We start from the raw sequence: 19,653 nt of genomic DNA, 5'->3' as shown, positions 1-19,653 counted from the left end.
TGCCTTAGAGTAGTGCCGAGAGGCACAAGTGCCCGAACCGCCGAGGCGCAGACAGAGGAGGACGTGTGAGTACACCGGCCGAACCGAACGGTTCCGACCACCCCATCGAGGTCGTGCTCGTCACCGGCATGTCCGGGGCGGGACGGTCCACCGTGGCCAATGTGCTCGAGGACATGGACTGGTACGTTGTCGACAACCTGCCTCCGCAGATGATGCGGCCGCTCGTCGAACTCGTCGCCCGCGCCGACGGTGCGCTGCCGAAGATCGCGATCGTCATCGACGCCAAGGGTCGGACGAAGTACACCGAGCTGCAGGAGACCATCAGCGACTTCCTCGATCAGGGGCTGTCGCTGCGCATCCTCTACCTCGAGGCCTCCGACGAAGTCCTCGTCCGCCGCTTCGAATCGACCAGGCGGCCTCATCCGATGCAGGCCGACGGCACGCTACTCGAGGGCATCGAAGCAGAGAAGGCCCAACTCGAGAGCCTGCGGCACCGGGCCGACATCATCGTCGACACCTCGGATCTCAACGTCCATCAGCTCTCCGCCGAGGTTCGCAAGCGCTTCAGCGACGACGACACCCCGCCCCTGCGTCTGACGGTGATGAGCTTCGGCTTCAAATACGGTCTGCCCAAGGACGCCGACCACATCGCCGACGTCCGCTTTCTGCCCAACCCGTACTGGATCCCGCATCTGCGCGGTCACAACGGACTCGACTCGGATGTCGCCGACTATGTGCTCGAACAGCCCGGCGCGGAGCAGTTCATCGAGCGCTATGCGGCGACCCTGGCCACCGTGGCCGAAGGCTATCTGCATGAGGGCCGCGGCTACGCGATGATCGGCATCGGCTGCACCGGAGGCAAACACCGTTCGGTGGCGATCAGCGAACGCGTCGGCAAACTGCTGTCCGCGCAGACCGGCATCCCGGTCACCGTGCGCCATCGCGATCTGGGGAGAGAATGACATGGAGACCGAAGATCTTCCCGTGATCTCCTCGAGTGCCCAGAACGAGGGACCGAGCATCGTCTCCTTCGGCGGCGGACACGGACTCTACGCGGCGCTGCGGGCTTTCCGCCTGCTCACCGAGGACCTCACCGCCGTCGTCACCGTCGCCGACGACGGCGGCTCCTCGGGACGCCTGCGCGACGAACTCGGCGGCCTGCCCCCGGGCGATCTGCGGATGGCCCTGGCGGCCCTGTGCGACGACGGAACCTGGGGGCAGACCTGGCGTGATGTCATCCAGCACCGCTTCGAATCCGACGGCGAGCTCTCCGGCCACGCCGTGGGCAACCTGCTCATCGCCGCGCTGTGGCAGATCCACGGCGACCATGTGGCCGGCCTCGACTGGATGGCCCGCCTGCTCCGTGCCCACGGACGGGTGCTGCCGATGTCCTCCGTGCCGCTGACGATCGAAGCCGATGTGAAGTTCCCCGGCTCGTTCCAGGTCGTCCGCGGCCAGTCCGTGCTCGCTTCTACCCGCGGACACGTCGAGACGGTGCGACTCGACCCGGCAGCGCCGCCGGCCCGCTACGAGACCATCGACGCCGTCCGCGAAGCCGACGTCCTCAACCTGGGACCCGGATCCTGGTACACCTCGGTGATGCCGCACCTGCTCGTGCCCTCCCTGGCCGAAGCCATCGTCGCCTCGACGGCGGTGAAATCGCTCACTCTCAACCTCAGCTCCACCGACGGTGAGACGAAGGACCTCAGCCTCGGCGAGCACCTCGTCTCGCTGCACCGTCACGCCCCGTCTCTGCGGCTGGACTACGTGCTCGTCGACGAGGCGGCCACCGAGCTCGAACCCGATCTTGCCCAGCGGGCGGCAGACATGTTCGACGCGAAGCTGTGGGAGCACCCGCTGCGCTCCCGGAGGCAGGGTCAGCATGACAGTCTCAAACTCGCGGCATGCTACCGTGACATGTTGGTGGACGCCGGGATCGGCGTCGCCGAGCAGTGGTAGGACATCGGGTGCAGGAGGACGAACAATGGCACTGACCGCTCAGGTCAAGGACGAGTTGGCGCGAGTGAAGATCACCCGCACCTCCGCCCGCAAGGCCGAGGTCTCGTCGATCTTCCGCTTCTCCTCCGCACTCCACCTCGTCAACGGCTCCATCGTGCTCGAAGCCGAACTCGACACCGCCCAGGCCGCCAAGCGGCTGCGCGCCGAGATCAAGGACCTCTACGGCCAGCACGCCGACATCGTCGTCATCAACGCCGCCGGTATCCGCCGGTCGAACCGGTATCTGCTCCGAGTCACCCGTGACGGCGGCGCCCTGGCCCGCCAGACCGGCCTCGTCGACAACCGCGGACGTCCCGTGCGCGGCCTGCCCTCGGCCATCGTCAACGGCTCGGTCGCCGACGCCGAAGCCGCCTGGCGCGGGGCGTTCCTCGCCCACGGCTCCCTGACCGAACCCGGCCGATCCTCGGCGCTCGAAGTCACCTGCCCCGGCCCCGAGGCGGCTCTCGCCCTCGTCGGCGCGGCCCGCCGCCTGGGCCTGAGTGCGAAGGCCCGCGAGGTCCGCGGAGTCGACCGCGTCGTCATCCGCGACGGAGACGACATCGCCGCCCTGCTCACCCGGATGGGCTCCCACAGCGCGGTGCTCGTGTGGGAGGAACGCAGGATGCGCAGAGAGGTCCGCGCCACCGCGAATCGCCTCGCCAACTTCGACGATGCGAACCTGCGTCGTTCGGCGCGTGCCGCCGTAGCCGCCGGTGCCCGCGTCGAACGAGCCCTCGAGATCCTCGGTGACGAGGTCCCCGAACATCTGCGCTACGCCGGGCAGCTGCGAGTGACCCACAAACAGGCCTCCCTCGAAGAGCTCGGAGCGCTGGCCGACCCACCGATGACCAAGGACGCCGTGGCCGGCCGGATCCGGCGGCTCCTGTCGACGGCGGACAAGCATGCAGAGGAACTGGGAATTCCCGGCACCGAAGCCAGTCTGACCCCCGAAATGCTCGAGGATCGCTAAGATCGAGGCATGAGACGAATCGCCATCAACGGCTTCGGCCGCATCGGTCGTGCCCTGCTCCGTCTGTCCCTCACCCCCGACACCGACTTCGAGGTCGTCGCCGTCAACGATCTCACCGACACCGCGACGCTCGCCCACCTGCTCACCCATGACTCGGTGTGGCCGCGCTTCGACCACGAGGTCGCCGTCGCCGACGACGCGCTGACCATCGACGGTCGCCGCGTCGCCGTACTCAGCCAGGCCGAACCCGGCTCGATCGACTGGTCGGCGCACGACGTCGAACTCGTCGTCGAATCCACCGGCCGCTTCACCCGGCGCGACCAGGCCGAGGCCCACCTCGGCGGCACCGTGTCCACCGTCGTGCTCTCGGCCCCCGGCAAGGACGTCGACGCGACCTTCGTGATGGGCGTCAACGAAACCGACTACGACCCCTCGGTCCACACCGTGGTCTCGAACGCCTCGTGCACGACGAACTGCATGGCCACCGTCGTCAAAGCCGTCGACGATGCCATCGGCGTCGAATCCGGCCTGCTCAACACCGTTCATGCCTACACCGGCGATCAGATGCTCGTCGACGGACCCCACCGGGATCTCCGCCGCGCCCGTGCGGCAGCCGTCAACATCGTCCCCACCACCACCGGAGCCGCGCGCACCGTCGGTCGCGTCCTGCCCCACTTGGCCGGTAAGCTCGACGGGCTCGCGATCCGGGTGCCCGTGCCCGCCGGATCGATCATCGACTTCACCTTCACCCCGAGTCGCAGCGCCGACAGCGACCAGGTCAATGCGATCCTGCGTGCGGCCGCGGAGGACTCGCGCTATCTCGACTACTCCACCGACGAACTCGTCTCCACCGACATCGTCGGCACCACCGCCTCGGCGATCGTCGACTCCAAGCTGACCATGGCTCTGGGAGACCAGATCAAGGTCGTCGCCTGGTACGACAACGAGTGGGGCTACACCAACAGGCTCAAGGACATGGTCAGCTACATTCTCAGCGAAAGGGACTCATGAGGACATTCGACGATGCGGGCATCTTCGCCGGGCATACGGTGCTCGTCCGCAGCGATCTCAACGTGCCGATGGACAACGGCACGATCACCGACCGCGGTCGCATCCTGGCATCGGCCGGGACGATCAGGGACCTCGCTGAGGCGGGAGCCAAGGTCATCGTGATGTCGCACCTGGGTCGCCCCAAGGGCGCCCCCGACCCCCAGTACTCCCTGGCGCCGATCGCGCCCGAACTCGCCGCGGCGATCGGACGCGACGTCGCCTTCGCCGCCGACACGGTCGGCGAGGATGCCCGGACCAAGGCCGCGGCCCTCGAGGACGGACAGGTGCTGCTGCTGGAGAACCTCCGCTTCAACCCCGGAGAGACGTCGAAGGACGAGTCCGAGCGCAAGGAATTCGCCGCACAGCTGACGGCCCTCGCCGATGACTTCGTCTCCGACGGCTTCGGCGTCGTCCACCGCAAGCAGGCCTCCGTCTACGACATCGCCGCCGCACTGCCGCACTATGCCGGTTCACTCGTGCGCGCCGAGGTCGAGGTCAGCGACCGACTCCTCAACGATCCGAAACGGCCGTTCACCGTCGTTCTCGGCGGATCCAAGGTCTCGGACAAGCTCGGAGTCATCGACAACCTCATCGATCGCGCCGACAACCTCCTCATCGGCGGGGGAATGGTCTTCACCTTCCTCGCCGCTCTCGGCCACGACATCGGGTCGAGCCTCGTCGAGAAGGACCGCATCGACGATGTGAAGGGCTACCTCGACCGCGCCGAGGCCGGGGGAGCGCACATCGTGCTGCCCACCGACATCGTCATGGCGGCCTCGTTCGCCGCCGATGCCGAGCACTGGGTGCGCCCGGTGACCGCACTCGAGGACACCCCGGCCGGAGCCGAAGGACTCGGACTCGACATCGGGGAAGAATCGGCTCAGGCCTATGCGGATATCATCAGGTCATCGGCGACGGTGTTCTGGAACGGCCCCATGGGTGTCTTCGAGTTCCCGGAGTTCGCCGCCGGGACGAAGGCCGTGGCGCAGGCACTGACCACCGAGGCCGGCACCGACGCGGGGCGCCTGACCGTTGTGGGAGGCGGAGACTCCGCGGCGGCAGTGCGCAGCCTCGGCTTCGCCGACGACGACTTCGGACACATCTCCACCGGCGGCGGGGCCAGCCTCGAATACCTCGAAGGAAAAACGCTGCCCGGACTCGAAGCACTCGCGTGAGGAAGAAGACGACAATGAGCGACCGCACCCTGCTGCTGGCAGGCAACTGGAAGATGAACCACGACCACCTCGAGGCGATCTCGAGCGTGCAGAAACTCGCCTGGGCCCTCGAAGACGCCAAACTCGAGGAGGGCAGCTGCGAGGTCGTCGTCATCCCGCCTTTCACCGACATCCGTTCGGTGCAGACCCTCGTCCAGGGAGACAAACTGTGGCTGAAATACGGTGCCCAGGACGTCTCCCAGCACGCACCCGGAGCGCATACCGGTGAGATCGCCGCATCATTCCTCGCCCGGCTCGGATGCACCTACGTCGTCATCGGCCACAGCGAACGACGCGCCGACAACCACGAGACGAACGAGATCGTGGCCGCGAAGATCCGCGCCGCTCTCTCGGCCGAACTCACTCCCATCCTGTGCGTCGGCGAATCGCTCGAACAGCGGCAGGAGCGGACGCACGTCGACTTCACCCTCGGACAGCTCGAGGAGTCCTTGGCCGGATTCGGGGCGGATGACCTCGACGGACTCGTCATCGCCTACGAACCCGTCTGGGCCATCGGCACGGGGGAGACCGCCACGGCCGCCGACGCCGCAGAGATGGCGACAGCGATCCGCGCCCGTCTCGTCGAGAAGTACGGCGACGCGACAGCCGCATCGACGCGGATCCTCTACGGCGGTTCGGTCAAGACCGACAACGTCTCAGAGATCGTGGCCTCCGCAGACGTCGACGGAGCCCTGGTCGGCGGAGCCAGCCTCAGCGGACCCGACTTCGCCGCTTTGTGCAAGGCCGCGGTCGCGAAGTAGACTGACAGACGCATCACTCGACGACACCCTCGACGAAACATAGGTTGAATCCGACGTGGAAATCCTCAACATCATTCTCATCGCGCTGCTCGTGATCACGAGCATCTTCCTCACCCTGCTGATCCTCATGCACAAGGGCAAGGGCGGTGGCATGTCCGACATGTTCGGCGGCGGAATGTCGTCCTCGCTGGGGTCGTCGGGAGTCGCCGAGCGCAACCTCAACCGCTTCACCACACTCATGGCGATCGTGTGGGCTGCATGCATCATCCTGCTGGGCATCCTCACCCGCTTCAACTCCTGAGGACCACCACCGGTCCGGCCGCACCAGCGGCAGGACCGGCGATAATGAGAGGGACCCCGACCGATCGGTCGGGGTCCCTCTCAATCTGCGCACGATCGAAGGCGCGCGAGTTGTGTGTGCTGCGCACCGCCGGGACGGACCCCGACGGTGCGCGAAGGGTCAGTCGACTCCGAAGTGGTGTCGCGGGCTGATGCGTCCGATCGCCTCGGCGAGTTGGTCGAGCCCGCGTGCGCGGTCGCGCAGATGCAGCCGCAGCACCGGACGTCCCTTGTCCCCGAGTGCCGCCGCATCGCCGGCGGCCTGTGCCCGCTGCAGCTGAGCGAACCCGTAGCCGAGCCCCGGCACCAGCAGATCGGTGCGAGCTTCGCCGGTGATCTGGAGGAACACGCCGTTGGGGTGGCCGCCCTTGTGATACTGACCCGTCGAGTGCAGGTAGCGCGGCCCGAAGCCGAAGGTCGACTGGACACCGGCATGCGTGGAGACCAAGGGACGCAAGGCGGCCGCGTCGGCATCGGCGATACGGTCGAGGTACGCCTGAATCGCGACATAGCCGTACTCATCGACTTCGGCGAACAGCTCCTGCAGAGCCCCGATGAGATCCGTGGCCTCGCCGACGACCGCGACGACGTCGATCTCTCCCTCGCGGAACACCGGTTCGGCCGACTGCCCAGTGACCGGCTGGTCGAGCAGGCGTCGGGCCTGGACCTTCGCGGCTTCGACGTCCGGCTGGTCGAAGGGGTTGACCCCGATGCTGTAGCCGGCGATCGCGGTGGCGTACTCCCAGAACAGGAACAGCTCACCGAGGCCGCCGTCGACCACGGCTTCGAAACCGGAGGGCGCGCCGAGCCCGGATGCCTCAGAGGGCCCGAGCAGGCACAGCAGGGCATCGGCGCGGGCGTCGCTGAAGCCGATGTCGTCGGGCGAGTCCACGACGACGGGCAGGATTCCCTGACCGTCCTTGCCGAGGGACTCGGCGACGAGCTGTTCGACCCAAGCGGCGAATCCGCCGAGCCCGGGATCGGTTTCGGCGAGGACGAGCTTCTCCGTGGAACGGGCATGGCCGATGCTCAGCCATGTGCCGAACCGCAGAGCCGGATTGTCCTCATCATCGGCAGACAGGCGCTCGGAGGCGGCGGCCGCCTCGGCGACGATGGTGCGGACATCCGCGCCGGCGAGTCCGGCCGGCACGAGTCCGAACGCGGACAGGGCACTGAAGCGTCCCCCGACGGTGGCGTCGGCCCGGAACGTCGCGAGGAATCCCTCGTCGGCAGCCAGCCGGTCGAGCGGGGTGCCGGGATCGGTGATCGCGATCATCCGGGACGCGGGATCGATGCCGCGGGATTCGAAGGCCGCTGTGAAGCTGCGCCTGACCGCATCAGTCTCCACCGTGGTCCCGGACTTCGACGCGATGACGAGGACGGTGTGTTCGAGGTCGGTGCCGACCGCCTCGGCGACCTGGTTCGGGTCCGTCGAATCGACGATCTCGAGGCGCACGCCCGCCGCGGCGGCCATCACCTCGGGTGCGAGTGACGAACCGCCCATCCCGGCGAGGCTGATCGTGCGCAGCCCCTGTGCGGACAGCTCGGTCCGCAGCGATTCGATTCGGCTCAGCAGCTCCTCGGAGTGCTCCGCCAGATCGACCCACCCCATCCGGTCCGCGGCATCCGTCGCACCGGCAAAGAGCTCGGCATCCTGCCCGCGCAGGCGGGAGGCCACCCGGGCATCGATGAGGCGTGCGGCCTCGGCGTCGAACTCAGCGGCGACGGGAACATCGAGGTCGAGTCTCATGATCGGTCCAACGCCGTCCGGACGGTGTCCTGGAGTTCGCTCCAGCTGACGTCGAACTTCTGCAGTCCCTGCTCTTCGAGCACGGTCATCACCTCCGCATAGTCGATGCCGAGGCGGGCCAGCGAGTCGAAGACCTCGTCGGCGGCCCGGTAGTCCTCGGCAGTGATCTGCCCGGAGACCTCGCCGTGGTCGGCGAAGGCCTCGAGGGTCGGTTCCGGCATGGTGTTCACGGTGTCGGGGGAGACGAGCCCGGTGACGTACATCGTGTCCGGGTAGTCGGGGTTCTTCACTCCCGTCGACGCCCACAGCAGACGTTGCGGCTTGGCACCGGCGAGTTCGAGGACCCTGAACCGCTCCGAGGTGAACAGCTGCGAATGGATCTCGTGCGCGAGCACGCAGTTCGCGATCCCCGCCCGGCCCTTGAGCGCAGCCGCATCGGGGGAGTCGAGGGCATCGAGTCGGGAGTCGACCTCGGAGTCCACCCGGGAGACGAACACCGAGGCGACCGACCGGATCGTCGACAGGTCGTGACCGGCCGCACGCGCCTTCTCCAGACCCTGGAGGAAGGCTTCCACGACGTGCCGGTACCGGGTGAGTGAGAACACGAGGGTGACGTTGACGCTGATGCCCGCGGCGATGGTGTCGGAGATCGCGCGCAGCCCCGCGTCGGTGGCGGGGATCTTGATCATCGCGTTCGGTTCGCCGACGCGCCGCCACAGCGCCTTCGCCGACTCCACGGTGGCCCCGGCATCGTGGGCCAGCGGGGGTGCGACCTCGATCGAGACGCGACCGTCGTCACCGTCGGTGGCATCGTAGACGGGGCGCAGCAGCCGCGCGGCCTCGGCCACGTCGGTGGTGGTCAGCGCCTCGATGGACGAATCGACGTCGGCGCCCTGTCGGCCGAGTTCGGCGATCGCGGAGTCGTAGTCGTTCCCGGCTGAGATCGCGGCAGCGAAGATCGTCGGGTTCGTCGTCACACCTGTGACTGCGGAGTCGGCGATGAGTCGGGAGAGGTCCCCGGACTCGAGACGGGTGCGGGAGAGGTCGTCGAGCCAGATGGAGACGCCGGCCCGGTGCAGTTGGTCGAGACGTTCGCTCATGCCTGTGCCTCCGCTGCTGCGATCGATTCCCGTGCGGCGTCGACGACGGCGGCCGGGGTGATGCCGAACTTCTGGTACAGGGTGGCGTAGTCGGCCGAGGCACCGAAGTGCTCGATCGACACGGCGCGCCCGGCGTCGCCCAAGTACTTGTGCCAGCTCATCGCCGAGGCGGCCTCGATGCTCACGCGTGCCTTGAGGCTGCCAGGCAGCACCGTGTTCCGGTACTCCTCCGGTTGAGCGTCGAACCATTCCTGGCACGGCATCGAGATCACGCGTGCCGCGGTGCCGGCGTCGGCGAGGGTCTGTGCTGCCTCGAGGGCGATGGCGACTTCGGAGCCGCTGGCGATGATCGCGACCTGCGGTTCGTCACCGGTGTCGGTGAGCACGTAGCCGCCGCGGGCAGCCTCGGAGGCGGGAGCGTACTTCTCACGGTCGAGGACCGGCACGGCCTGTCGGGTGAGGACGAGGCCGGAGGGGCCGTCGGTGCGATCGAGGATCTTCCTCCAGGCGACCGCCGTCTCGTTGGCGTCCGCGGGGCGGACGACATCGAGACCCGGGATCGCGCGTAGGGCGGAGAGGTGCTCGATCGGCTGGTGGGTCGGTCCGTCCTCGCCGAGTCCGATGGAGTCATGGGTCCAGACGAACAGGTTCGGCAGCTGCTGCAGCGCGGCCAGGCGCACGGCCGGGCGCTGGTAGTCGCTGAAGACGAGGAACGTGCCGTTGTACGGGCGGGTGCCGCCGTGCAGGGCGATGCCGTTGCCGATGAGGCCGGCGGAGAATTCGCGGACTCCGAAGTGGATGTTGCGACCGTATTCGTGTCCGGCGATCGCCCCGGTCGAACGGTGTGCCGGGAGGAAGCTCGGCTCACCCTTGATCAGCGTGTTGTTCGATCCTGCGAGGTCGGCCGAACCACCCCACAGCTCCGGCATCGTCTCGGCGATCGCATTGAGCACCTGGCCGGAGGCGGCGCGCGTGGCGATGCCCTTCTCGCTCGCTTCGAAGACGGGGAAGGCCGCGTCGAGGCCCACGGGCAGTTCGCGCTTGGACAGGCGGTCGAACAGTGCGGCATTGTCCGGGTTGGCGGACCGCCACGCGGCGAAGGTCTCGTTCCATTCCTGGTGGGCGGCGCGACCGCGGTCGAGGGCCCGGCGGGTGTGGGCGAGGACCTCGTCGTCGACGACGAAGGTCGCCTCGGGGTCGAAGCCGAGGACCTCCTTCGTCGCGCGGATCTCGTCCTCACCGAGGGCCGAACCGTGCGAACCGCCCGTGTTCTGAGCGTTCGGGGCCGGCCACGCGATGATCGTGGACAGGCGGATGAATGAGGGGCGCGCATCGGCTCGTGCGGCCTCGACGGCGGCATGGAAGGCGTCGATGTCTTCGTGGTAGTCGTCCCCGGCGGTGAAGTCGACGTGCTGGACGTGCCAGCCGTACGCGGCATAGCGGGCGACGGTGTCCTCGCCGAAGGCGATGGCGGTGTCGTCCTCGATGGAGATGCGGTTGTCATCCCAGATCACCAGCAGGTTCGACAGCTCCTGCGTCCCGGCCAGGGATGAGGCCTCACCGGACACGCCCTCCTCGAGGTCGCCGTCGGAGGCGAGGACGACGATCGAATGGTCGAAGGGGGAGGTTCCGGGTGCGGCATCGGGATCGAAGAGTCCGCGTTCGCGGCGCGAGGCCATGGCCATTCCCACCGCCGAGGCGAGTCCTGAGCCCAGCGGGCCCGTGGTGATCTCGACGCCCGCGGTGTGGCCGACCTCCGGGTGGCCCGGGGTCAGCGATCCCCAGGTGCGCAGAGCCTTGAGATCGTCGAGTCCGAGGCCGAATCCGGCGAGGTAGAGCTGGATGTACTGAGTCAGCGAGCTGTGACCGCAGGAGAGGACGAAACGATCACGGCCGACCCATGTCGGGTCGGCCGGGTCGTGATTGAGTCCGTGCTGGTAGAGGTAGTGCGCGATGGGCGCCAGGCTCATCGCGGTGCCCGGGTGTCCGTTTCCGGTCCGCTGGACCGCATCGGCGGCGAGGAGGCGGGCGGTGTCGACAGCGCGGTTGTCGAGTTCAGTCCAGGACAGAGATGTCATGTCGTCGAGCGATCCTTCGTTCGTCTGAAGAGCGTGCACTCAAACTCTACCGCGCCGGATGCCCGGCGCGCTGAGCGTCCGCATCGGGTGGTGGGCCGCTGGGCGGGACATTCCGGCTACCGGCGGGTAGAGTGAGGTTTCGCACACACTTAGTGACTCAGCTGTCGGAGTCCGCGAGGAGCCGAAGAAAAGCAGTTCGAATGCGAAAGGGGACCCAGTGGTCCGAGGAGCGAAGCCGAGACGTGACGCCGTCGCCGTCGCACGTGAACGCTCGAAGCTCTCTTCGCTCCGCCGCCCGGACTTCGCCGAGGTGGCCGCACAGACCCTGCCGGTGCGTCGATTCGTCGCCCGGATCGGTGTGAGCATTCCGCTGCTGCTCATCCTCGCCACGATCGCCGTGTCCTCGGCACTCGGCCGACCGCTGCGCGGAGGGTTCGACCTCAGCGCCCTCGTGCTCTGGGTCCTGGGCACGCTGGTGCTGGTCATTCCCTTCATCTCCGCGCTCGTGGTCATGCTCACGGCCCGCCGCGGCGGACTCGTCTCCTCCACGGCGCTCGTCTACTCCGTACTGTGCGGGGTCGTGGGCCTCGGCGTCGACGCCGCGGTCCTCGGCAGCGACGTCTCCGCCGCCTCGGTGAGCCTCGTCTCAGCACTCATCATCCAAGTCGTCCTGCTCGCCCCCGTCTGTGCGGCGGTGGCCTTCCTCATCAGCATTGCGCGCGATTCCGCGCGACGGTGAGGGAGCTTCGCGGGGTCCACGCTGAGCCTGAAAGCGCGCCGGGGACACGGTGCGCACCGACTGGCAAAATATTCGACGAGAGGTAGAATCGAGGGCGTGAGCAAACTTCGTCAGAACCGTGAAGCGCAGAGCGAACGTCCTCTGCAGAGGGCCATCGACGAGCAGAGCCTCTCCACCCGACCACGGTCGATCATCAGTGCCTACATCGCCCTGACGAAGCCGCGCGTCATCGAGCTGCTCCTCGTCACCACCGCCCCGGTGATGTTCCTGGCCGCTCACGGCATGCCGAACATCTGGCTGGTCATCAATACGCTCATCGGCGGTGCCGCCGCCGCGGCGTCGGCATCGGTGTTCAACTGCTATGTCGACCGTGACATCGACGCCAAGATGGAGCGGACGAAGGACCGTCCGCTGGTGACCGGCGAGATCAGCCCGCGTGCGGCACTGATCTTTGCGACGGTCCTCGGCCTCGGCTCGATCTTCTGGCTCGGCGGCTTCACGAACTGGGTGACAGCGGGCCTGACGGCCTCGGCGATCCTCCTCTATGCCGTCTTCTACACGCTCATCCTCAAACGTCGCACCTCGCAGAACATCGTGTGGGGCGGAGCAGCCGGGTGCATGCCCGTGCTCATCGGCTGGTCGGCCGTGACCGGCGGAGTGTCCTGGGAGCCCGTGCTGCTCTTCCTCGTCGTCTTCTTCTGGACGCCGCCGCACTATTGGCCGCTGGCGATCAAGTACAAGGCCGATTACGATGCCGCGGATGTTCCGATGCTGCCGTCGAAGGTGCCGCCGACCTCCGTCGGCCGCCAGATGATCCTCTACACCTGGGCGATGATCGCCTGCTCGCTCGTTCTCATCCCCGTGGCTCCGATGGGCCCGGTCTACACGATCGTCGCCGTCGGTGCGGGTGCCTGGTTCCTGTGGTCGTGCTATTCGCTGGTCTCGCGAGCCAAGAAGGGCAAGGAAGGGACCTCGCTCAAGGCGATGAAGGTCTTCCATGGTTCGATCACCTACCTGTCGCTGCTGTTCCTCGCCGTGGCCATCGACCCCTTCGTCGAAACGCTCATCCCCGGCCTCTGGTGAGCTGAGAGCAGCAGCCGAGCACTCTCGTGCACAACGAAGGCTCGTCACCCTCTGAGGGTGGCGAGCCTTCGTTGTGGACGGGTCAGCCTCGGCGTGGTCAGCCGGCGCTCAGGAGTTCGTCGATGCCTATCGTCTTCATTCCCATGAGCGCCTGCATCTGCGCGGGTCCGGTCATGAGTTCGGCGAGAGTCGCCGGCGCGATCAGGAAACCACGGTCAGGGACCGATCGGACGAGACATCGGTGCTCCTCGGATAGGCGCTGTCCAGCACGGCCACAGCTGCCGCAATGGTCGCCGAGAGGCCGATCATGTGGAAGGCCACGAGCAGTTCGGGAACGCCGAGGAAGTACTGGACGTAGCCGATGATGCCCTGGATGACCTCGACGCCGAGGAGGACGGAGAGCGGAGCGATCATCGCCGTCTGGGCCTTCCGCTTCGCGAGCACGAGGGCGGTGACGGTGGTGATGACGAGCAGCCAGACCGGGAAGGCGTGCGCCCGCGTGATCCAGATGTTGTCGAGTCCGTTGCGGGTCGACATCGTCGATCCCGAGTGCGGGCCGGCCCCGGTGGTGAGCACGCCGAAGACGACGATGATCGCCGTGAGGGCGAGGATGATCCAGCCCAGTGTCGGCAGCGGCGTCGATGCCTTGGTGCCCAGCCGGACGCCCGTGTCGTAGGTGCGGCGGACGAAGTAGGCGGCCACGCCGACGGCGATGGCCGAGGGCACGAAATGTCCCGCGACGACCCAGGGGTTGAGCTTCGTCCATACGGTGATCCCTCCGACCACGGCCTGGACCGGGACGATGGCGAGCAGGCCGATGTCGAGCCAGAAGAGATCGGGACGCTTCTTCCGATGCTTCCACAGCATCAGTGCGATGAGTGCGCCGAGCATCGCCAGCACGATCGCGAGCAGGCGGTTGCCGAACTCGATCGCGCCGTGGATGCCCATCTCGCTGGTGGCCACGAGCGAGTCCGGAGTGCACTTGGGCCAGTCGGAGCACCCGAGTCCTGAACCGCTGAGCCTGACGATGCCGCCGGTCAGGATGATCCCGGCCTGGGCGATGAGCATCGCCCACGCGGCGATGCGGATCTTCTTCGTGACCACTTCACTCCTCATTCGAAACGGAACCACCTGCGTGCCGCAAGCGTTCCCACCAGCCCCCAGACGAGGAGCACGATGATTGCCTTGATGTCGATGTTCCCTGAGCCCACGGCCGCGCGCATCGCATCGCCGAGCGCGCCGGAGGGCAGGTAGCTCACGACCGTTCCCCATTCTCCCGGAGGCGCGATGACGAGGCCACCGACGCCGGCCATGAGCACCCAGATGAGATTCGATCCCGCCAGCGTCGCCTCGGCGCGGACGGTCCCGGCCATGAGCAGCCCGAGCGAGAGCAGCGCCGCGGTGCCGAACACCGTGGCCAAGACCGCTCCGAGGACATCGATGGGTCCGCGGAAGCCGAGGGCGAGAGAGACCGCGAGCACGAGCGCGAACTGGATGAGCACGACGATGATGACGGCGCCGAGTTTGCCGAGGATGAGACCGTTCGTGCCCAGTGGGGTCGTCGCCAGCTGGCGCAGCACCCCGTACCTGCGGTCGAAGGCCGTCGCGATCGCCTGACCGGTGAAAGCACTGGAGGCGAGGCTGAGGCTGAGCGCTCCGGGCACGGCGATCGTCAGCGGAGAGGCATCGGGGGAGATGACCCCGAGACCTGTGAGCAGGGGAGACTTCGCAAGGAAGATGAGCAGACCGAGCGGGAAGACCAGGGAGATGAGGAGCTGCTCGCCGTTGCGCAGCACGGCGACCGTCTCGAACTTCGCCTGTGAGAAGATGCGCTGCAAACTCATCGCAGGGGCCTCCCCGTGAGCTCGAAGAAGACGTCGGCTAGGGACTGAGCATGCATATCGAGATCGTCGATCTGCGCTCCCGTATCAGCGATGGCGGTGCACACCGAGGCGATCTGTGCCGTTGTCAGCGCACCTTCGACGGTGATCGTCGTCCCCTGCGCCGAGGCGGGCGCGATATCGCACAGGCGCCTGAGCAGTTCCGGTACGGCGGGGCGATCGAGTCGGATGTCGAGGCGACGCGAGTCATCGGACGCGTTGCGCAGCTCTTCGGGCGCACCTTGGGCGATGATCCGGCCGCGATCGATGACGACGACCTCATCGGAGAGCTCCTCCGCCTCGACGAGGTCGTGGGTGGTGAGCACGACGGCGACGCCTTGGTCGGCGAGATCGCGGATGAAGGAGTGGACGACTTCGCGCGCCTGGGGGTCGAGACCCGCGCAGGGTTCGTCGAGGAAGACCAGCGACGGCCGGCCGATCAAGGCGGCCGCGAGCGCGACCCTTTGCTTCTGGCCGCCCGAGAGGCGGCGCATCGCACGGCCGGAGAACTCATGGAGACCCAGGGGACCGGCGAGCTCTTCGACAGAGAGGGGGTCGGCATAGAGGGAGGAGAGGTGACGGAGCACCTGCAGCGGCTTCGCGCTCATCGGCAGTCCGCCGTCCTGGAGCATCACTCCGGCCAGCTGAGAGGTCGTCTCATGATCGGTGACGGGGTCATGGCCGAAGATCCGCACGGTCCCGGCATCGGGGCGACGGGTGCCCACGGCCAGGGAGATGGTCGTCGACTTGCCCGCGCCGTTGGGACCGAGCACGCCGAGGATGGAACCTGCGTGCGCGTCGAGATCGATTCCGTCGACGACGTGATGAGCGCCGTACGAGTAATGGAGACCGCGGATGGTCAGGGCCGAAGATGACACCCGACCATTCTACGACGCGTCGAAAGCCGCAATGGTTAGGCTCACCTAGTTTTACGGAACAAATTACGCAACACTATTGTTGTGTTAGTCAAGGAGGTGGATTATGGCTGCGAACGATACGGAGGACCGCCGAACCCGGCAGAAGGTCTTCCAGTCGGTGCTCGACGAAGGACCGATCACCGCTTCGTCACTGGCCAAAGCCCTCGATCTGACCCCAGCGGCGATTCGACGTCACCTGGACGCCCTCGAGAGTGAGGGCCTCATCGAGGTCCGCGACCTCGCCGGCAAACAGGCAGGCCGAGGACGTCCGGCCAGGCATTACGTCGTGACGGCGGCCGGGCACGACTCGGTCAGCCATTCCTACGACGAACTCGCCGTCAACATCCTCCGCTTCATGGAGGATCGGCACGGCAAGCCTGCCGTCGAGGAATACACCGAGGATCTCGTGGCACGTCTGCGCGATCGGCTCGGCCCCGAACTCGATAAGCGTGGGGGCACCACAGTGGCCTCACGCTCGCGCGCATTGGCTGCTGCGCTCACCCGTGAAGGGTACGCCGCTTCGGCGACACCGGTCGCGGCCGGAACCCCACTCGAGGCCATGCAGCTGTGCCAGGGGCACTGTCCGATCCAGGCTCTGGCCGCGGAGTACCCGGAGATCTGCGAAGCAGAGCTCGCGATGTTCTCCGACTACCTCGGCGTCGATGTCAGGCGGCTGTCCTCGCTGGCGCAGGGTGACCATGTGTGCACCACCCACATTCCGACTTCGGAACTGACCAGACCACTCATCCACAGCAATGATCGACCTCAAGGAGGTTCACGATGACTGACACAGGCAATCGGATCATCGATGCGAATCCCGAGCTCAAAGACCTCGGACAGTATGCATACGGTTGGCACGACGAGAACGACGCAGGTGCGACCGCGACCCGCGGGCTGAGCGAAGAGGTCGTGCGCAACATCTCGAAGCTCAAGGACGAACCCGAGTGGATGCTCAAGCGTCGGCTCAAGGCCCTGCGCCTGTTCGACAAGAAGCCGATGCCGAACTGGGGAGCCGATCTGACCGGGATCGACTTCGCCGACATCAAGTACTTCGTGCGCTCCACCGAGGGCCAGGCCACCTCGTGGGAGGACCTGCCCGAGGACATCCGCAACACCTACGACAAGCTCGGCATCCCGGAGGCGGAGAAGCAGCGCCTCGTCGCCGGTGTGGCCGCTCAGTATGAGTCCGAGGTCGTCTACCACCAGATCAACGAAGAACTCGAGTCCCAGGGTGTCATCTTCATGGACACCGACACGGGTCTGCGTGAGCACCCTGAGATCTTCGAAGAGTACTTCGGGTCGATCATCCCCTCCGGCGACAACAAGTTCGCGGCTCTCAACACCGCGGTGTGGTCCGGCGGGTCCTTCGTCTACGTCCCCAAGGGCGTCCACGTCGAGATCCCCCTGCAGGCCTACTTCCGCATCAACACCGAGAACATGGGCCAGTTCGAGCGCACGCTCATCATCGCCGACGAGGGATCCTCGGTTCACTACGTCGAGGGCTGCACGGCCCCGATCTACAAGACCGACTCCCTGCACTCGGCCGTCGTCGAGATCGTGGCGAAGAAGGACGCAAAGGTCCGCTACACCACTATCCAGAACTGGTCGAACAACGTCTACAACCTCGTCACCAAGCGTGCCATCGCCGAAGAGGGCGCCTCGATGGAATGGGTCGACGGCAACATCGGCTCGAAGGTGACGATGAAGTACCCGGCCATCTGGCTGACCGGTGAGCACGCCCGCGGCGAGACGCTGTCCGTGGCCTTCGCCGGCGAGGGACAGCACCAGGACACCGGTGCGAAGATGGTCCACGCCGCTCCGCACACCCACTCCTCGATCGTGTCGAAGTCCGTGGCCCGCGGCGGCGGACGTGCCGGCTACCGCGGACTCGTCCATGTCCACCCGGGTGCCGAGGGATCGTCGAACAACGTCCTCTGCGACGCTCTGCTCGTCGACAACGTCTCCCGGTCCGACACATACCCCTACATCGACATCCGCGAGGACGATGTGACCCTCGGCCATGAGGCGACTGTGTCGAAGGTGAGCGAGGATCAGCTCTTCTACCTCATGTCCCGCGGGATGGAGGAGACCGAGGCGATGGCGATGATCGTGCGCGGCTTCGTCGAGCCGATCGCCCGCGAGCTGCCGATGGAGTACGCCCTCGAACTCAACCGCCTCATCGAACTGCAGATGGAAGGCGCGGTGGGCTGAGGCCCGCTCAGCACCCACACCGCGCTCAAAGGAGTATTTCTGTGACTGATACCACCAACCCGCTTGGCCTCTCGGAGCATTCGCACGGTTCCGACGTCCAGGTGCCCGATTCGAAGCGCGACGCTCGCACCCGCAGCTTCGACGTCGCCGACTTCCCCGTGCCCACCGGCCGGGAAGAGGAATGGCGCTTCTCACCCGTGCGCAAGATCAGCGACTTCTTCGATGATGCCGCCACCGAGGCGTCGCTGAAGATCGACTCCGATCTGCCCGCCGGCATCTCCGTCGAGGAGATCTCGCTCGAGTCCGCCCAGGAGCTGGGCATCCTCGAGCCCGAGGACCGGGCCGCCGCCGTCGCCGCGAACCGTTCCTCTGCCGTCACGCACTATTCGGTCCCCGCCGACACCGAACTCGAGCGGGCCGCGATCATCCATGCCGACGGCACCGGCGAGACCATCGGGCACGGCCATGTCGTCGTGTCCGTCGGAGCGAACTCGAAGGCGACCATCGTCGTCGAACACGAGGGACTGGCCCGGTACTCCGAGCTCGTCTCGCTCGTCGTCGGCGACGGCGCGGACGTCACCTTCGTCTCGCTGCAGCTGTGGGAGGACGGTTCCCACCACCTCGGCCAGCACGACGCGATCGTGGGCAAGGATGCGAAGCTCAAGCACATCCACATCACCCTCGGCGGCGACATCGTGCGCCTGAACACGAACGTGCGCTACTCGGCGGCCGGGGGAGAGGCCGAACTGCTCGGACTCTACTTCGCCGATGCCGGTCAGCACCTCGAGCACCGCACCTACATCGACCACAACACGCCGAAGGCCCAGTCGAACGTCCACTACAAGGGCGCTCTGCAGGGCAAGGACGCGCGCAGCGTGTGGATCGGTGACGTGCTCATCCGGCCCGAAGCCCTCGACATCGACACCTACGAACTCAACCGCAACCTCATCCTCACCGATGGGGCACGCGCGGACTCGGTGCCGAACCTCGAGATCGAGACCGGCGACATCGCCGGTGCCGGGCACGCGTCCTCGACCGGACGCTTCGACGAGGAGCACCTGTTCTACCTGATGAGCCGCGGCATCCCCGAGGATGTCGCCCGTCAGCTCGTGGTGCGCGGATTCTTCAACGAAGTGATCCAGAAGATCCAGGTGCCCGAGATCGAGGAAGTGCTCAACGAACGCATCGAGGACGAACTGTCCCGGAGTGTTCTGTGACCATGATCGACGTGGCGGCCGCCGACGAGGTGGCCCCCGGAGCAACCATGCGCATCGAAGTCGGTGAGTTCGAGGTCTGCCTCGCCCGCGACTCCGACGGAACGCTCCACGCGATCGACGACCTGTGCACCCACGGCGAGGTGTCCCTGGCCGAAGGCGAAATCGAAGACGGCACCATCGAGTGCTGGCTGCACGGTTCGCAGTTCGATCTCAACACGGGAGTGCCGGTGAACCCTCCGGCCTTCGAACCCGTCGCAGTCTATGACTGCAAGGAGATCGCCGGGCGCATCCTCGTCGACCCGACGACAACACTCAACTGACCTGAAGACCGAAGAAGAAGGATAAA

At 66.8% G+C, this 19,653-nt stretch carries 19 protein-coding genes; 13 read left to right on the top strand and 6 right to left on the bottom strand.

Annotated features, from left to right (window positions below; genetic code table 11):
• Positions 1-65: 65 nt before the first annotated feature.
• Genes rapZ through secG form a run of 7 tightly spaced genes read left to right on the top strand, consistent with a single transcriptional unit; the run spans position 66 to position 6,294 of the window.
• The gene (gene rapZ / locus GUY23_RS10135; RefSeq protein WP_166971996.1) at positions 66-962 is read left to right on the top strand and encodes an RNase adapter RapZ; all 897 of its coding nucleotides are present in this window, start codon (positions 66-68) and stop codon (positions 960-962) included.
• Position 963: 1 nt separating this feature from the next.
• Positions 964-1,959 (top strand): gluconeogenesis factor YvcK family protein, encoded by a 996-nt coding sequence (locus tag GUY23_RS10130; protein WP_166971993.1) that lies wholly within the window; start codon positions 964-966, stop codon positions 1,957-1,959.
• A 25-nt stretch (positions 1,960-1,984) separates the two neighbouring features.
• Positions 1,985-2,968: a DNA-binding protein WhiA gene (whiA, locus tag GUY23_RS10125; protein ID WP_166971991.1), complete on the top strand. Its 984-nt coding sequence runs from the start codon at positions 1,985-1,987 to the stop codon at positions 2,966-2,968.
• Between the two features lie 9 nt (positions 2,969-2,977).
• A complete protein-coding gene (gene gap / locus GUY23_RS10120) occupies positions 2,978-3,979 on the top strand; it encodes a type I glyceraldehyde-3-phosphate dehydrogenase (protein WP_166971988.1) in 1,002 nt (333 codons plus the stop codon).
• Positions 3,976-5,193, top strand: coding sequence for a phosphoglycerate kinase (locus tag GUY23_RS10115; RefSeq protein ID WP_166971985.1), 1,218 nt, complete (start codon positions 3,976-3,978; stop codon positions 5,191-5,193). The genes gap and GUY23_RS10115 overlap by 4 nt, the downstream gene beginning before the upstream one ends.
• A gap of 14 nt (positions 5,194-5,207) precedes the next feature.
• Positions 5,208-5,993 (top strand): triose-phosphate isomerase, encoded by a 786-nt coding sequence (tpiA, locus tag GUY23_RS10110; protein WP_166971982.1) that lies wholly within the window; start codon positions 5,208-5,210, stop codon positions 5,991-5,993.
• 55 nt (positions 5,994-6,048) lie between these two features.
• Complete coding sequence (gene secG, locus GUY23_RS10105) at positions 6,049-6,294, top strand: preprotein translocase subunit SecG (RefSeq protein WP_166971980.1); 246 nt, start codon at positions 6,049-6,051, stop codon at positions 6,292-6,294.
• A 159-nt stretch (positions 6,295-6,453) separates the two neighbouring features.
• Here secG and GUY23_RS10100 read toward each other — a convergent pair whose 3' ends face one another.
• From GUY23_RS10100 to tkt, 3 genes are read right to left on the bottom strand one after another with little or no spacing between them, the layout of a single operon-like run.
• Positions 6,454-8,082, bottom strand: coding sequence for a glucose-6-phosphate isomerase (locus GUY23_RS10100; protein WP_166971977.1), 1,629 nt, complete (start codon positions 8,080-8,082; stop codon positions 6,454-6,456).
• Complete coding sequence (gene tal / locus GUY23_RS10095; protein ID WP_166971974.1) at positions 8,079-9,182, bottom strand: transaldolase; 1,104 nt, start codon at positions 9,180-9,182, stop codon at positions 8,079-8,081. The genes GUY23_RS10100 and tal overlap by 4 nt, the downstream gene beginning before the upstream one ends.
• A complete protein-coding gene (tkt, locus tag GUY23_RS10090) occupies positions 9,179-11,260 on the bottom strand; it encodes a transketolase (protein ID WP_166971971.1) in 2,082 nt (693 codons plus the stop codon). Before tkt ends, tal begins: the two co-directional genes overlap by 4 nt.
• A 217-nt stretch (positions 11,261-11,477) precedes the next feature.
• Between tkt and GUY23_RS10085 the strand changes: the two genes are divergently transcribed.
• Both GUY23_RS10085 and GUY23_RS10080 read left to right on the top strand, forming a co-directional pair.
• Positions 11,478-11,999: a hypothetical protein gene (locus GUY23_RS10085; RefSeq protein ID WP_166971968.1), complete on the top strand. Its 522-nt coding sequence runs from the start codon at positions 11,478-11,480 to the stop codon at positions 11,997-11,999.
• Positions 12,000-12,095: 96 nt separating this feature from the next.
• Positions 12,096-13,082 carry a heme o synthase gene (locus GUY23_RS10080; protein WP_208085321.1) on the top strand — a complete coding sequence of 329 codons (987 nt, stop codon included), beginning with the start codon at positions 12,096-12,098 and terminating at the stop codon, positions 13,080-13,082.
• Between the two features lie 201 nt (positions 13,083-13,283).
• Here GUY23_RS10080 and GUY23_RS10075 read toward each other — a convergent pair whose 3' ends face one another.
• The 3 genes from GUY23_RS10075 to GUY23_RS10065 are packed head-to-tail and all read right to left on the bottom strand — an operon-like array spanning position 13,284 to position 15,840.
• The gene (locus tag GUY23_RS10075) at positions 13,284-14,186 is read right to left on the bottom strand and encodes a COX15/CtaA family protein (RefSeq protein ID WP_228282198.1); all 903 of its coding nucleotides are present in this window, start codon (positions 14,184-14,186) and stop codon (positions 13,284-13,286) included.
• An 8-nt stretch (positions 14,187-14,194) separates the two neighbouring features.
• Entirely contained in the window at positions 14,195-14,926 is a 732-nt protein-coding gene (locus GUY23_RS10070; RefSeq protein WP_166971964.1) for an ABC transporter permease, read from the bottom strand.
• Positions 14,923-15,840: an ABC transporter ATP-binding protein gene (locus tag GUY23_RS10065; RefSeq protein WP_166971962.1), complete on the bottom strand. Its 918-nt coding sequence runs from the start codon at positions 15,838-15,840 to the stop codon at positions 14,923-14,925. The genes GUY23_RS10070 and GUY23_RS10065 overlap by 4 nt, the downstream gene beginning before the upstream one ends.
• A gap of 103 nt (positions 15,841-15,943) precedes the next feature.
• On the opposite strand from GUY23_RS10065, the gene GUY23_RS10060 reads away from it, so the two are divergent.
• The 4 genes from GUY23_RS10060 to GUY23_RS10045 are packed head-to-tail and all read left to right on the top strand — an operon-like array spanning position 15,944 to position 19,627.
• The gene (locus GUY23_RS10060) at positions 15,944-16,663 is read left to right on the top strand and encodes a helix-turn-helix transcriptional regulator (RefSeq protein ID WP_166971959.1); all 720 of its coding nucleotides are present in this window, start codon (positions 15,944-15,946) and stop codon (positions 16,661-16,663) included.
• On the top strand, positions 16,660-18,090 hold the full coding sequence (gene sufB, locus GUY23_RS10055; RefSeq protein ID WP_166971957.1) for a Fe-S cluster assembly protein SufB: 1,431 nt from the start codon (positions 16,660-16,662) through the stop codon (positions 18,088-18,090). Before GUY23_RS10060 ends, sufB begins: the two co-directional genes overlap by 4 nt.
• A 41-nt stretch (positions 18,091-18,131) precedes the next feature.
• Positions 18,132-19,307 (top strand): Fe-S cluster assembly protein SufD, encoded by a 1,176-nt coding sequence (sufD, locus tag GUY23_RS10050; RefSeq protein ID WP_166971954.1) that lies wholly within the window; start codon positions 18,132-18,134, stop codon positions 19,305-19,307.
• Between the two features lie 2 nt (positions 19,308-19,309).
• Positions 19,310-19,627, top strand: coding sequence for a non-heme iron oxygenase ferredoxin subunit (locus GUY23_RS10045; protein WP_166975948.1), 318 nt, complete (start codon positions 19,310-19,312; stop codon positions 19,625-19,627).
• Positions 19,628-19,653: the final 26 nt, after the last annotated feature.

The sequence above is a fragment of the Brevibacterium atlanticum genome (assembly GCF_011617245.1).
GTDB classification, from domain to species: domain Bacteria; phylum Actinomycetota; class Actinomycetes; order Actinomycetales; family Brevibacteriaceae; genus Brevibacterium; species Brevibacterium atlanticum.
Note: the sequence above shows the minus strand (reverse complement) of the source record. Positions and strands in the feature narration are given on the sequence as shown.

Excerpts from the sequence above, each read along its gene's own strand:
- GUY23_RS10130 (WP_166971993.1), top strand. The coding sequence starts at position 964 with ATGGAGACCGAAGATCTTCCCGTGATCTCCTCGAGTGCCCAGAACGAG.
- whiA (WP_166971991.1), top strand. The coding sequence starts at position 1,985 with ATGGCACTGACCGCTCAGGTCAAGGACGAGTTGGCGCGAGTGAAGATC.
- gap (WP_166971988.1), top strand. The coding sequence starts at position 2,978 with ATGAGACGAATCGCCATCAACGGCTTCGGCCGCATCGGTCGTGCCCTG.
- GUY23_RS10115 (WP_166971985.1), top strand. The coding sequence starts at position 3,976 with ATGAGGACATTCGACGATGCGGGCATCTTCGCCGGGCATACGGTGCTC.
- tpiA (WP_166971982.1), top strand. The coding sequence starts at position 5,208 with ATGAGCGACCGCACCCTGCTGCTGGCAGGCAACTGGAAGATGAACCAC.
- GUY23_RS10100 (WP_166971977.1), bottom strand. The coding sequence starts at position 8,082 with ATGAGACTCGACCTCGATGTTCCCGTCGCCGCTGAGTTCGACGCCGAG.
- tal (WP_166971974.1), bottom strand. The coding sequence starts at position 9,182 with ATGAGCGAACGTCTCGACCAACTGCACCGGGCCGGCGTCTCCATCTGG.
- tkt (WP_166971971.1), bottom strand. The coding sequence starts at position 11,260 with ATGACATCTCTGTCCTGGACTGAACTCGACAACCGCGCTGTCGACACC.
- GUY23_RS10070 (WP_166971964.1), bottom strand. The coding sequence starts at position 14,926 with ATGAGTTTGCAGCGCATCTTCTCACAGGCGAAGTTCGAGACGGTCGCC.
- GUY23_RS10060 (WP_166971959.1), top strand. The coding sequence starts at position 15,944 with ATGGCTGCGAACGATACGGAGGACCGCCGAACCCGGCAGAAGGTCTTC.
- sufB (WP_166971957.1), top strand. The coding sequence starts at position 16,660 with ATGACTGACACAGGCAATCGGATCATCGATGCGAATCCCGAGCTCAAA.
- GUY23_RS10045 (WP_166975948.1), top strand. The coding sequence starts at position 19,310 with ATGATCGACGTGGCGGCCGCCGACGAGGTGGCCCCCGGAGCAACCATG.